The following is a 13,110-nucleotide window of genomic DNA, read 5'->3' on the forward strand; positions in this document are numbered from 1 at the left end:
ATGAAATCCTATCAGCAAACGACTCAACAGTTAGACCAGCTGGTCCATGACGGCATTGTTCCCGGGATCAGTTACCTGATTTTTGATGGGCCGGAAGAAATCAAGCAGGTGCGGGGACTAGCCCAAACGAGGCCCTTTCCGGAACCGTTAAGGGAGGGGATGCAATACGACCTCGCTTCGTTGACCAAGGTCGTCGGAACGGTCCCCGTGGTTGCCCAATTATTGCAAGAAGGGAAGTTGGCCCTTGATGATTCGGTAAAGGAGTACCTACCAGATTTTACGGACCCCCGACCGACAATTCGTAACCTCTTGACCCATACCTCGGGGATCACCGGCTATATTCCCCACCGTAACGAACTGGCGCCGGCAGCACTGAAGCGGGCCTTCTTGACGGCACTGCACGTCGATAGCTCCCTTGACCGCCAGATTCGGTACGCGGACGTTAACTTCTTGTACCTCGGATGGATCATTGAAGAAATCTGCCAGCAGCCCGTCCAGGACGTCATCACCGCCCGGGTGCTCAAGCCACTGAAGATGACTGGAGCGACCTTTACTCCTGACCCAGCAAACTGTGTACCTACTGAGATTCAGCCCAAGCGGGGCCTTATTCGCGGGCAGGTCCACGATCCTAAGGGATACATCCTGGGGAAGCACTGTGGGTGTGCGGGGATGTTTGCTAATCTAACTGACCTCGAAATCTACGGCCGGGCACTAATTGAAAACAACTTGGCTGATTTGTTGGATGGTAAGACGGTTGACATGTTCTTCACTGACCAGACGCCGATTCCCGGTGAACATAGCCGGTCTCTGGGGTGGAAGCTCCTGCACTCACGGCAGGCTGACCGCCACTACTTGATCAGCCACACCGGCTTTACCGGTACCTGGATGATTCTCGACCGGCAGACTGACCAGGGGATGGTCGTTTTGACCAATCGCGTCCATCCGACGGCGCGCGACCAGAGTTACCTTGACTGCCGCGACCAGATTTTCGCGACCTACCTTCGTGAAATGGCTTGAAATTAATTTTTATTCATTCGGCCTCCATAAAATTAAAATCATGAATAAACACTGTTAAATTAAGCCCGCCTTCCGTTGACAATTTAGTGGTAATTGTTTATGATTATTAATAAATATCTGAGGAAATGAATAAAAATTACTAAAAGGGGGGAGCCGAATGGATCGTAAGGCACGACGTAAATATATCGAGCAGCTCGTGAGTGAACGCAAAATCGAGACCCAGGACGAACTTTTAAGGCTGCTCAATGATGCCGGAATTGAGACCACGCAGGCAACCATTTCACGTGATATCCATATGCTAAATATTGTTAAGGCAAGTGATGGGACTGGCCACACCTACTATGTTCAACTGCAAAAGGATCCAGCCCATAACTATGACCGCCTGTACCTGGGCATTCATAACAACGTGCAGACCGTTGAGACGGTGCAGTTCTTAAACGTAGTCAAGACCGAGCCCAACTCAAGTTACGCCACTATCCTTGCGGGGATGTTTGACGAGTTGGACGTTCCGGAAGTGATCGGGACCCTGGCAGGGAATGATACCCTTATTCTGATCAGCAAGACACCGGAAGATGCCCAGGCTGTTAATAAGCTAATAACGGACCACCTTGGTTAGTTAAGAGCGGTGATAACACTTGCAAAAGCATCAACCACATGTTAATTTTAATTTGTTGGATGATACTTTTGTTTTTAGAAAGGTGGAACCAAATATGCGTGGTTTTGCAATGATTGGTCCAAACGAAACTGGCTTTATCGAAAAGGATGATCCTAAACTGGATCACCGTGATGCGCTGGTTAAGCCACTTGCCGTTGCCCCATGTACCTCTGACATTCACACCGTTTACGAGAATGCCATTGGCCCTCGTCATAACATGATTTTAGGGCACGAAGCATGTGGAGAGATTGTCGCGGTTGGTGACGAAGTTAAGGACTTTAAAGTGGGTGACAAGGTCTTGGTACCAGCAGTTACCCCTGACTGGTCTGACCTGAACTCACAAGCAGGCTTTGCTTCTCACTCTGGTGGGATGTTGGCCGGCTGGAAGTTCTCAAACTTCAAGGACGGGGTTTTCGCAACCCGCTTCCATGTTAACGATGCTGACGGTAACCTGGCCCATATGCCAGAAGGAATGGACCCCGGTGTTGCCTGCATGCTGTCTGACATGATTCCAACTGGTTTCCATGCTGACGAGATGGCCCACGTTGAATTTGGTGATACCGTTGCCGTTATCGGGATTGGCCCGGTTGGCTTGATGGCCCTACGTGGTGCGGTTCTACATGGGGCCGGCCGAATTTTTGCCGTTGGTTCCCGGCCCAAGACAGTTGAAGTGGCCAAGAAGTATGGCGCCACGGACATTATTGACTACCACAACGGTGATATTGCTGATCAAATCCTCAAGTTGACCGATAACAAGGGAGTTGACCGAGTTCTGATTGCCGGTGGTGACACTGAACATACCTTTGACCAGGCAGCCCGGATGACGAAGCCGGGTGGATCAATTGGTAACGTTGCTTACCTGAATGGTAACCACACAATTGAAATTAAGGCTGGTGACTGGGGTGTTGGAATGTCCAACATCACCATCGATGGTGGCCTGATGCCGGGTGGCCGTCTGCGAATGGAAAAGCTGGCAAGCCTGATTACCAACGGCCGGCTGGATCCTTCACTGATGATTACCCACAAGTTCCACGGCTTCGAAAAGATTCCGGATGCCTTGGAACTGATGCACAATAAGCCTGCTGACCTAATCAAGCCAGTTGTTTACTGTGATGACATCGACTAAACAAACAAAAGGGGAGTTGGAAAAAGCTTTGCTGGCTTTTCCAACTCCCTTAATATTTTAAATCAGTTGTTGTTTAATCCGGTCCATCCGGTAGACGACGATCGTCTCAATTAGGGTGATGACCGCCATGAGCAATGTGTTGTAGCGCCCTGGAGCAAAGAGGAGGAGGATAATCAGGATCCAAGATCCCCAGTTCCAACGGCGTTCCCAATAAATTACCCGTTTGATTTGTTCCTGCTTGCCTTGTGCACGGGGGTGGTGGATCGCCACCTGTAGGAAAGCATACAAGCGCACTTCATAGAAGCTTTCAATCAAGAAGACTGCGGCAAGGAGGAAACAGTAGCCATTTTCCATTAGTATCACCCCTAGAATGTTGAGACAATCTTGAGGGCTTTTTGTCTACTCAAGTCGGCGTCCGGGTACTTGTTGTGAAGGGCAATAAGTAATAGGTGCTTAGCGATTTCCCCGTTTCGGGTCAGAATCGGACCATGGAAGTAGGAACAATAGGTTGCCTTGTAGATGGCCCCCTCGGTCCCGTCTTCACCATTATTGCCGTGCCCGGTGATAACCTTGCCTAGTGGTCGTTCGCCATCCCCTAGGAAGGTCCGCCCGTTGTGGTTTTCAAAACCATGGTACTCCTCACCGGTCTCCTCATTCTTGATGGTGATATTGCCGATGAAGCGGTTATTGTCCTGGCTGAGGGTGTAATGATTGAGAATCCCCAGGCCAGGAATTTTCTCACCGTTGGCCCCAATATAGTACTTGCCGAGGAGCTGGTAACCGCCACAGATAGCGAGGAGGGGCTTCCCCTCATTAATAAACTTCGTCAGGGCGGTCTTCTTGTTTGGCAGGTCGCGAGAAACCACTAGTTGTTCATAGTCCTGGCCCCCACCAAAGAGGGCCAGATCAAAGGCCTCCGGATTGAATTGGTCGTCAATGCTGATAACCTGGCTTTCAATCTCAGCGTCCATCATCTTACCATAGTATTGGAGGGCAATGATATTACCAATGTCACTATATGTATTAAGCAAGTCACCATAAAGGTGGGCGAGCTTGAGGTGGAACTTAGCCATTGTGCTTTCCTCCTTTTTTAAAATAGCCCTTTTCACTGAGCAGCTTGCGGAATTGTAGGACGGCCGTGTAAGTGGCCAGAACGTAGACGTGCTGGCTTGGCAGCTGCTTGATTTTGCCCAGTACCTTTTCCAAATTAGGCTCGTGCCAGACATTATCGATCCCCGCCATTGTCAGCCGGGTGGTGATGTCTTTATAGCGTTCCCCACCGGTCATGTACTGCCGGATGTCTGATCGAGCCAGCTTTTCGAAGTTACCGTCCCAAATCCAACTAGTGTCGATCCCGTCAGCATACTTGGCATTGAGCAGGAAGACAAAACTGAACGGCTTAGGGTCGGTTTCAATCATATCAAGAACCTGGTTTAAGCCCACCGGGTTCTTCACCAAAATCAATGTGACGGCCTTGCCCTCAACATTGATGACCTCCTGGCGGCCAAAGACCTTTTCGTCAGCCTCAAAGGCGTGCTTAATCTGGACCGGCGATACATTTAGAAAGCGGCCGAGAGTATAAGCGGCCAGGGCATTATAAATGTTATAAAGCCCCCCAATCTTAATGGTGAACGGTTGTCCATCAATTTCAAATGACGACTGGGTCGGTGTCATCTTTCCCAACTTGTTCACTGCGTAAGTCAGCCTTGGCCGGTGAAAACCGCAGTGGGGACAGAAATAGTCACCTAACCCGGCGTAGGTCCGCATGTGATACTGCAGAATGTGCTGGCACTTCGGGCACAGTAGGCCATCGGTGTTTGCCGGGGCATGGAAGGCCGGACGGTACTCGTGGTTAAAGCCGTAATAGATTACTGGGTTGGGCAGGTCCTTACTATGAAAAAGCTGTTCATCACCGTTAGCAATGATTGTCGCGTGCGGTGCCAGCTTAACACCCTTAAGAATTTTAGCATAGGTTGTGTAGATTTCCCCGTAGCGGTCCATCTGGTCCCGGAAAATGTTTGTGAAAACAAAGGCGATGGGGGTGATGTACTTGGTGACTTTTACCACGTTTGCTTCGTCGACTTCGAGGACGGCCAGCCCCCTTTTCTTAGACCGGGGGGCAGTGATAAAGGTCGTCACGATTCCCTGTTCCATGTTTGACCCCGTGGGGTTGGTGAGGACCTGGTCGTACTTTTCACGTAGTACCCGGACGCTTAAGGCAGTGGTTAATGTCTTGCCATTTGTTCCAGTGACAATTACCAGGTCATACCGTTTGCTAAAGGCCTGTAAAATGTTTGGGTCTAGCTTGAGCGTTAATTTTCCCGGCAGTGAGCTCCCCCCGTTAAAAAAATGGTGCAGGAACCGGTAACTGGAACGGCCAGCAAGTTCAGCAAATGAACTTCGAACTGACATTGTCAACTACTCCTTTCAATTTTGATCTCTCCAGATAAATACTCCTTATTTTAAGCTTTATGGGAATAAAAAGAAAGAACCTTAACCTTAACTTATCATTTACCCTTCGCCCGGCTTGAATAGTTTAAAAGCCGACTGCTTTCCGATATAATTAAAAGGACTATGAAAAAAAGGGGCAGTTATAAAGTGGCACAGCTATTTTTCAAATATGGGGCAATGAATTCGGGAAAGTCGATTGATATTCTCAAGGTTGCCCACAATTATGAGGAACAAGGAAAGCCGGTTGTCTTAATGACGAGCGGGGTCGATACCCGTTCTGGTGAGGGAATCATCGCCAGCCGGATTGGTTTGAAGCGGAAAGTCAAACCGGTGATGGATGACACTAATATCTATGACTATGTGAGGTCGGTTGACCACAAGGTATACTGTGTTTTGATTGATGAGGCGCAGTTCCTTAAAAAGCGGCATGTTTTACAATTAATTAAGATTGTTGACGAGCTGAATATTCCGGTAATGACCTTTGGCCTCAAAAACGATTTTCGTAACGAACTGTTTGAAGGCACCAAGTACCTCCTAATCTACGCTGATAAAATTGAGGAAATGAAGACGATTTGTTGGTTCTGTCCACACAAGGCGACGATGAACCTGCGTATTCATGATGGCAAACCGGTCTATGAGGGTGAACAGGTTCAGATTGGTGGTAACGAATCCTACTACCCGGTCTGCCGAAAACACTACTTTCACCCTTTATTAAATAAAAAAGAGGAGAATTGATAATGGAAATTTCAGAAATCTTTGATAAGCTGCAAGCAGTTGCGGACCGCTATGATGAATTAAACGAACTGATTAGTGATCCAGAAGTAATTGCCGACTCCCAACGGTTTATGAAACTCTCCAAGGAAGAGGGGAGTTTACGGGAAACCGTTGAAAAGTACAACGAATATAAGAAGGTCACCAAGACGATTAAAGATGACGAAGAGATGCTGCGGGAGACCGACGACCCAGATCTGACGGCCATGACCAAGGACGAGCTGTCCACGTCCCGTGACCAGCAGGCTAAGTTGGAAAAGGAGCTGGAAGTTCTCTTAATCCCGAAGGACCCGAATGACGATAAGAACATCATTATGGAAATCCGGGGTGCCGCTGGTGGGGATGAAGCCAGCCTGTTTGCGGCCGACCTTTATAACATGTACCTGCATTACGCAGAAAAGCAGGGGTGGAAGGTCGAAGTCGTTGATAAGAACGAAACCGAAGTCGGGGGCTTTAAGGAAATTGCCCTAACGATTACTGGTGACAAGGTGTACTCCAAGCTAAAGTTTGAAAATGGCGCCCACCGGGTTCAACGGGTTCCCGTTACTGAATCCGCCGGCCGGGTGCACACCTCAACCGCCACTGTCGGCGTCATGCCAGAAGCCGAGGACGTCGACGTGGACATTGACCCCAAGGATATCCGGGTTGATGTTTACCGGTCCAGTGGTGCCGGTGGACAACACGTCAACAAGACATCTTCCGCGGTCCGGATGACCCACTTACCAACCGGGATCGTGGTTGCCATGCAGGATGAACGTTCCCAGCAGCAAAACCGGGCTAAGGCCATGCGGATTTTGAAGTCCCGGGTCTACGACTACTACCAACAAAAGGAACAGAATGCTTACGATGAAAAGCGGAAGAATGCCATTGGAACCGGGGACCGTTCGGAACGGATTCGGACCTATAACTACCCCCAAAACCGGGTTACTGACCACCGGATTGGTCTGACTTTGAACAAGCTGGATAAGGTTATGTCTGGGGACCTTGACGAGATTATTGAAGCGTTGATTGTGGCTGACCAGACGAAGAAGTTGGAGCAACTGCGCAATGAATAGGGCTGCCTGGACCTACTTTGCGGCCCAGCGGTGGGCGCAAAAAGCACTGCAGGACAGTCCAGTCGACCCGGGTGCTCCCCAGTTCCTGCTTGAGCAGCGCCATGGTTGGGACACGACCCACCTTTTGTTGCATAACCGTGACCTGATGCCAGCAGACGAGCAGGAGTGGTTTGAAGCAGCGGTCAAGCAGCTATTAAAGAACGTGCCTGCCCAGTACATCGTTGGCAAGACCACTTTTTACGGCCGGCCTTTCCGGGTTACTAGGGATGTCTTGATTCCTGAACCGGAGACAGCTGAACTGGTTGACTGGGTCCTGGCGATGGTTAAGACGACTACTCCCCTGGAGGTCTTGGATCTTGGGACCGGTAGCGGGGTGATTGGAATTACCTTGGCCATGGAGCGGCCTAACTGGCGGGTCACCTTGTCGGATGTTTCCCCTGCGGCCCTGACAGTTGCGCGGGAAAATGCTGATTATCTGGGGGCTAAGGTTCAAACGGTTACCAGTGACTTATTTGACCAGTTGGTGGGTGCCCGCTTTGACCTGATTGTCACCAACCCACCTTACATTGATTCGGCTGCTAAGGATAAGATGGACCGGGCCGTACTAAAATACGAACCACCGCTGGCCCTGTTTGCTGACGAACATGGCCTGGGCTTCTACCACCGCCTGTTTACCCAGGTGGGTGCTCACCTGACGGCTGACGGGCAAGTCTTTGCCGAGACCAGTTACGACCAGGAGGACAGTATTCAGGAGCTTCTTAAAAGATGTGATAAAAATGCCACAATCACGGTTCGCCATGATGTGGCTGGTAAGATGAGGATGATGCATGCATGGGATTTTTCTGGCGCAGGAGGAAATTAGTAAGAATGAACACGAAAATTTATCAATTAAACCAGATTGACGAGGCGGCCGCCGCCCTGAAACATGGTGAATTAGTGGCCTTTCCAACCGAAACCGTCTACGGCTTAGGGGCTGATGCCACCAATGAGGCCGCGGTGAAGAACGTTTACTTGGCCAAAGGCCGGCCAAGCGATAACCCGTTGATTGTCCATGTTAACTCGGTGGCCATGGTTGAAAAGTACGCGGCTGAGATTCCGGATAACGCTCGGAAGCTGATGAAGGCCTTCTGGCCGGGCTCGCTAACAATTATCCTTAAGATCAAGAAGGGGGCCCTCTCGAAGACGGTTACTGGAGGCTTGGATACAGTTGCCTTCCGTTTTCCAGACTGCCAACCGACGCTAGATCTGATTGGCAAGGCTGGTGTCCCAATGGTGGGGCCTTCCGCCAACACATCAGGAAAGCCGAGTCCAACCACTGCACAACATGTTTACCACGACCTGAACGGTAAGATTACTGGAATCCTGGATAATGGACCGACCCGGGTCGGGGTTGAGTCAACGGTCCTGGACATGTCGACGGATACCCCGGTCATTCTCCGACCAGGTGCCGTTACCAAGAAAGACATTGAGAGTGTCATTGGGTCAATTGACCTGAACCACCATAAGGTTGGCAAGAACGAGATTCCGAAGGCCCCGGGAATGAAGTACAAGCACTACGCCCCGAGCGCCCAGGTTTACATTGTTGATGATGGGACCGACTGGACCATGGTTGCCAAGTGGGTCGGTGAGCAACCATTTGATGTTGGCTTCATGGCCACGGAAGATGTTTTGAAGGGCTTAAACCTGCCGATGAATGCCGTCCAGTTCTCCCTTGGTAAGAACGTTACCGACGCGAGTGCCCGCCTTTTTGATGGTTTGCGGGAATTTGATGACCAGCCAAACGTTAAGGCAATCGTCACCCAAGCGTTCCCTGCCCACGACCTCGGTGGTGCTTACATGAACCGACTGAACAAATCTGCTGGTGGTGTCCATTTTGATTCCCAGCAAGTAAAATAATGAGCAAAGTTTTAAAAATTAAGGTGAGAAGCTAACAACTTCTCCTTTTTTTTGGTAAAATAGGGGAGAAATTCAAAGGAGTGTATTTGGCATGGGTAAATTTGAAGTTATGGATCACCCACTGATTCAACACAAGTTGACAATGATTCGGGACAAGAATGTAGGGACGAAGTTTTTCCGGGAAACAGTTAAGGAAATTTCAACCCTGATGGCCTATGAAGTTGCACGGGACATGCCACTGAAGGACGTGGAAGTTGAAACGCCAATTGCTAAGACCACCAAGAAGGAATTGGCTGGTAAAAAAGTTGCCATTATCCCAATCCTGCGGGCTGGTCTTGGAATGGTTGATGGGATGACTGACTTGATTCCCGCTGCCAAGATTGGCTTTATCGGCATGTACCGTGACGAAGAAACACTGAAGCCTCACGAATACTTTGTAAAGCTGCCAAATGATATCACTGAACGGCAATTGTTCATCGTTGACCCAATGCTTGCCACTGGGGGGTCTGCAATGATGGCAATTGAGGCCTTGAAGAAGCGTGGCTGCCAAGAAAAGAACATGAAGTTTGCCTGCTTGGTTGCTGCTCCTGAAGGTGTTAAGGCCGTCCGGGAAGCTTACCCAGACGTTGACCTTTACGCCGCTGCCTTAGATGACCACCTGAACGAAGATGGTTACATTGTGCCCGGCCTTGGTGATGCCGGTGACCGGCTCTTCGGTACGAAGTAATTAGTAACAATTAAAGGGAAAGCCAACCGTTACGAAAACGTAAAGTTTTTGGACGGTGGTTTTTTTTGTTTTGTTTGAGGGGTACAATGACAGCTAGTTTATTGTGAAGGGATGAAAAATTGTGAGTCACGGTTGGATAAGCAGACGGCTGCCCTTGTTCATCATTTTGCTGGTGATGGGTGCGGTTGCCCTCCTCTTTACGAGCCATAATCAGCGCTTCTACCGGCGGCCAATTGCCCGGGTGGAGGCGGTTAAAGCGGGGACAGTCCAGCGAACAAGCGACCAGTTTAAAAACATTGATCATGAGCATAACCAGACACTGACTGTCCGTTTGATGAATACGCGTTACCGGGGTCAACGGCTGCAGGTCAGCAACACTTATAGTGATTCCCAGCCGATGGACCAGCGCTACCATGTCGGTGACCAGATTTTCTTGACCCAGTTACGGAAGAGACACCACCAACTGAGTGCTAACCTGGCGGGCTACAAGCGTGACACCGTGGTCGTCTTCTTGAGCTGGCTAGTCTGCCTGATGCTGATAATGATGATGGGGCGAGCTGGTTCGCTGGCCCTGGCGAGTGTCGTTGTTAACTCCCTACTCTTTATTATTGCAATTGAAATTGACCTTAAGAACAATGGCCAACATGTCCTGCTAATCTTTGGTACCCTGGCGGTTATCTTTACCGTCGTCAGCCTCTTACTGATTCTGGGGCCCACCATGAAAATGTTGGCAACCGTAGCGGCGACGCTGCTGGGGACCTTCCTCGCCCTGGGGTTAAGCCTCCTTGTCTTTTCCTGGACCCACGAACGGGGAATTTACTACGAATCGATGCAGTATGTAACTCAGGTTCCGCGGCCGCTGTTTGTTGCGGAAACCCTGCTGGGCTCCCTGGGGGCAGTGATGGATGAGTCGAGTGATATTATTGCGACCCTGTTTGAACTTAAACAGCTGAACCCGCGGATTGGCCGGGGTGCGCTCTTCATGTCAGGGCGAAACGTCGGTAAGTCCATCATGGGGCCACTGATTAACGTCCTGTTTTTGATCTTTATGACCGAGACCTTTACGTCTAGCCTCCTTTATATTAAGAACGGTAATTCCTGGGGCTACACCTTTGCCATGAACATGAGTCTGGGGACGGTCCAGAGCTTGGTCAGCGGGATTGGCATTGTCCTGGCCGTACCGCTCGTTAGTGGATTCGGTGCGTTACTTCTGGGGAGGCAGAAAAAATGACAACCATTACTGCATTGGGCATTGTCCTCTTGATCCTAATGGTTGCGGTCGGCGGCAAGCAGGGGTGGACGGCTTTTCTAAGTTTGATTCTAAATTTTGGCTTCTTGTACTTTGCAATTGTTCTGATTGCCTTTCATGTGCCGCCGCTCTTTGTGACGATCACAACGGGAATTATCATCCTGGCCATTACCATCTTTATGGGGGAGGACGACCTGCGGACAACGGTCACTGCCTTCTATGCCGCACTAATCGTTACCGCAATTTTGATTGTCCTTATCTTTGTGGTTGAACACTGGGCGATGGTCCAGGGCTTCGGGACCGAGGATAGCGATGACCTGGAGGGGATGTCGATTCTGATCGGGATCAGCTACTTCAAGGTTACGGTAACGGTCACCACCCTCAGTACGCTGGGGGCAATTGCGGAAGCGGCGATGGCAATCGCAGCGGGCTTAACCGAAATCCTCCAGGCCCATCCGGAAGTTGGTAACCGCCAGCTGATGGTCAGTGGGATGACAATTGGCCGCCAGATCATCGGAACAACATTTAACACCCTGTTCTTCGGCTTCTTCGGTGGCTTCTTGGCCCTCTTCATCTGGTTTGCCGGCCTCAACTACTCGTTGGGAACAATCATGAATAATAAAATCTTCGTGGCGGAGATGATTGAAATCCTAATTTCATTTGTCGGCGTTCTACTGACGGTCCCCACGACGGCCTGGATAATGACGAGGCGGCGACATAAAATTGCTGATAAACAAGATTCCTAATTTTCCCCGATTTAAAATTGAAGTGCAACACTTGATAACTAGACCAATTAGACTAGCTTAAAAGGCCATGAAGGCCTATTCTTATTATTAACGACAAAATCAACAGATAAGGATAGGTGTCTTCATGACCCAAACTAAGAATATCATGCCTAAGCATTACCAACAACTCCAATCTTTTGAACGCGGTCAAATTGAGTCCCTGACTCGATTAGGATTTGGCGTTCGTCAGATCGCTAGCCGGCTTCACCGGAGTCCCAGCACCATTTCTCGCGAATTAAAACGCGGGTTAACCACCCAGATTGATTCCCAGAAACATCGGTCATATCAGGGCTACTTTACCGAGCGCGGGGCGGCTTACTATCGAGAACAGCGGGCCAAGTGTCACCCCAAAGGTTTACTGCAGCGGGCTGCCGTGTTCTTCAAGTCCCTGCCGAAAGCTTTAAAAGCTAAGCCACGAGTTTTCAGTGTCGATACGTATGTCCACTATTTCAAAGCTCATTACCCGGGCTTTCCCTGCCCATCAACGGCTACGGTCTATCGGTATATCGAGGCTGGCAAGCTCCCGGAGCTTCACAACTATGATTTACCCATGAAGCTACGTCGCCGCGTTAAACGCCCGAATCACCGACATGCCCGCCTGAATAAAAAACGGCTTGGACAGTCCATTGAAGACCGGCCCGCAGTGGTTCGGAAACGTCAGGAGTTGGGCCATTGGGAAGGCGACTTAGTGAAAGCCAAACGGGTTGAGTCCGAGCCAGCTTTAATGACGTTAACCGAGCGAGTTAGCCGGATGGAAATTATCGTTAAATTGCCTGATTACCGGGCAGAGACTTGCCGGCAAGCCCTCCAAGATACGATTGATGATTACGGTGCAGAAAACTTTCGGACGATCACGTTTGACAACGGCTCGGAATTCGCTAGTTTAAATCAGGTTCAAGGAACGGAAATCTACTTTGCCCATCCATATTCTCCCTGGGAACGGGGCACTAATGAGAATGTGAATGGTCAATTAAGAGAGTTCTTCCCAAAGGGGCATTCCTTTAAAAACCTCTCATTAGTGGATCTGCAGTTGGTTCAAGACACGCTGAATCACCGTCCCCGCCGCTGTTTAAGCTATAGTTGTCCAGCGGATGTTATGCCACAACTGGTTTAACTTTCTAGACCAATTATAAGAATAGGCCATTAGTGTTGCACTTAACTTGACAATTGAGGAGATTCCTAATTTTAATAAACTGAATTTAAAATATTAATGACGAAGGGGATTCCTCCGTCATTTTTCTTTCAGGAGATTTATCCGGATGCAAAGAATTAAATGCTGATAAAGAAAAGAATTAAAATTCGGTTAGTATTAATAATAAACTAATTTCAATTGTCTCAATTAAATTCACGAAAGCGCTTAATGACGGGGAAGAACAGT

At 49.5% G+C, this 13,110-nt stretch carries 14 protein-coding genes; 11 read left to right on the plus strand and 3 right to left on the minus strand.

Annotated features, from left to right (window positions below; all coding sequences use genetic code 11):
* From KZE55_RS03280 to KZE55_RS03290, 3 genes are all read left to right on the plus strand, one after another.
* The gene (locus tag KZE55_RS03280) at nt 1–1,017 is read left to right on the plus strand and encodes a serine hydrolase domain-containing protein (RefSeq protein ID WP_222259255.1); all 1,017 of its coding nucleotides are present in this window, start codon (nt 1–3) and stop codon (nt 1,015–1,017) included.
* A 157-nt stretch (nt 1,018–1,174) separates the two neighbouring features.
* Nucleotides 1,175–1,633, plus strand: coding sequence for an arginine repressor (locus KZE55_RS03285; protein ID WP_222259257.1), 459 nt, complete (start codon nt 1,175–1,177; stop codon nt 1,631–1,633).
* Between the two features lie 94 nt (nt 1,634–1,727).
* The gene (locus tag KZE55_RS03290; RefSeq protein ID WP_222259259.1) at nt 1,728–2,798 is read left to right on the plus strand and encodes an NAD(P)-dependent alcohol dehydrogenase; all 1,071 of its coding nucleotides are present in this window, start codon (nt 1,728–1,730) and stop codon (nt 2,796–2,798) included.
* A 57-nt stretch (nt 2,799–2,855) separates the two neighbouring features.
* Here the strand turns inward: KZE55_RS03290 and KZE55_RS03295 are convergent, their stop codons facing one another.
* Genes KZE55_RS03295 through KZE55_RS03305 form a run of 3 tightly spaced genes read right to left on the minus strand, consistent with a single transcriptional unit; the run spans nt 2,856 to nt 5,210 of the window.
* Complete coding sequence (locus KZE55_RS03295) at nt 2,856–3,152, minus strand: hypothetical protein (RefSeq protein ID WP_222259261.1); 297 nt, start codon at nt 3,150–3,152, stop codon at nt 2,856–2,858.
* 11 nt (nt 3,153–3,163) lie between these two features.
* Nucleotides 3,164–3,871 (minus strand): type 1 glutamine amidotransferase, encoded by a 708-nt coding sequence (locus tag KZE55_RS03300; RefSeq protein WP_222259263.1) that lies wholly within the window; start codon nt 3,869–3,871, stop codon nt 3,164–3,166.
* Nucleotides 3,864–5,210, minus strand: a complete 1,347-nt coding sequence (locus KZE55_RS03305) for a Mur ligase family protein (protein WP_222259265.1) — start codon at nt 5,208–5,210, stop codon at nt 3,864–3,866. Before KZE55_RS03305 ends, KZE55_RS03300 begins: the two co-directional genes overlap by 8 nt.
* Before the next feature lie 186 nt (nt 5,211–5,396).
* Between KZE55_RS03305 and KZE55_RS03310 the strand changes: the two genes are divergently transcribed.
* The 8 genes from KZE55_RS03310 (at nt 5,397) to KZE55_RS03345 (ending at nt 12,846) form a co-directional block, all read left to right on the plus strand.
* Complete coding sequence (locus KZE55_RS03310) at nt 5,397–5,984, plus strand: thymidine kinase (RefSeq protein ID WP_222259267.1); 588 nt, start codon at nt 5,397–5,399, stop codon at nt 5,982–5,984.
* Between the two features lie 2 nt (nt 5,985–5,986).
* Nucleotides 5,987–7,075 (plus strand): peptide chain release factor 1, encoded by a 1,089-nt coding sequence (gene prfA, locus KZE55_RS03315; RefSeq protein WP_222259269.1) that lies wholly within the window; start codon nt 5,987–5,989, stop codon nt 7,073–7,075.
* Nucleotides 7,068–7,937 (plus strand): peptide chain release factor N(5)-glutamine methyltransferase, encoded by an 870-nt coding sequence (prmC, locus tag KZE55_RS03320; RefSeq protein ID WP_222259271.1) that lies wholly within the window; start codon nt 7,068–7,070, stop codon nt 7,935–7,937. Before prfA ends, prmC begins: the two co-directional genes overlap by 8 nt.
* A 5-nt stretch (nt 7,938–7,942) precedes the next feature.
* Nucleotides 7,943–8,971 carry an L-threonylcarbamoyladenylate synthase gene (locus KZE55_RS03325; RefSeq protein WP_222259273.1) on the plus strand — a complete coding sequence of 343 codons (1,029 nt, stop codon included), beginning with the start codon at nt 7,943–7,945 and terminating at the stop codon, nt 8,969–8,971.
* 91 nt (nt 8,972–9,062) lie between these two features.
* Entirely contained in the window at nt 9,063–9,698 is a 636-nt protein-coding gene (upp, locus tag KZE55_RS03330) for a uracil phosphoribosyltransferase (RefSeq protein ID WP_047767987.1), read from the plus strand.
* A 175-nt stretch (nt 9,699–9,873) separates the two neighbouring features.
* Complete coding sequence (locus KZE55_RS03335) at nt 9,874–10,929, plus strand: YibE/F family protein (RefSeq protein WP_222259884.1); 1,056 nt, start codon at nt 9,874–9,876, stop codon at nt 10,927–10,929.
* Nucleotides 10,926–11,693, plus strand: a complete 768-nt coding sequence (locus KZE55_RS03340; RefSeq protein WP_222259275.1) for a YibE/F family protein — start codon at nt 10,926–10,928, stop codon at nt 11,691–11,693. Before KZE55_RS03335 ends, KZE55_RS03340 begins: the two co-directional genes overlap by 4 nt.
* Nucleotides 11,694–11,817: 124 nt before the next feature.
* Complete coding sequence (locus tag KZE55_RS03345) at nt 11,818–12,846, plus strand: IS30 family transposase (RefSeq protein ID WP_222259277.1); 1,029 nt, start codon at nt 11,818–11,820, stop codon at nt 12,844–12,846.
* Nucleotides 12,847–13,110 lie beyond the last annotated feature (264 nt).

This window comes from Limosilactobacillus panis (assembly GCF_019797825.1).
GTDB classification, from domain to species: Bacteria; Bacillota; Bacilli; order Lactobacillales; family Lactobacillaceae; genus Limosilactobacillus; species Limosilactobacillus panis_A.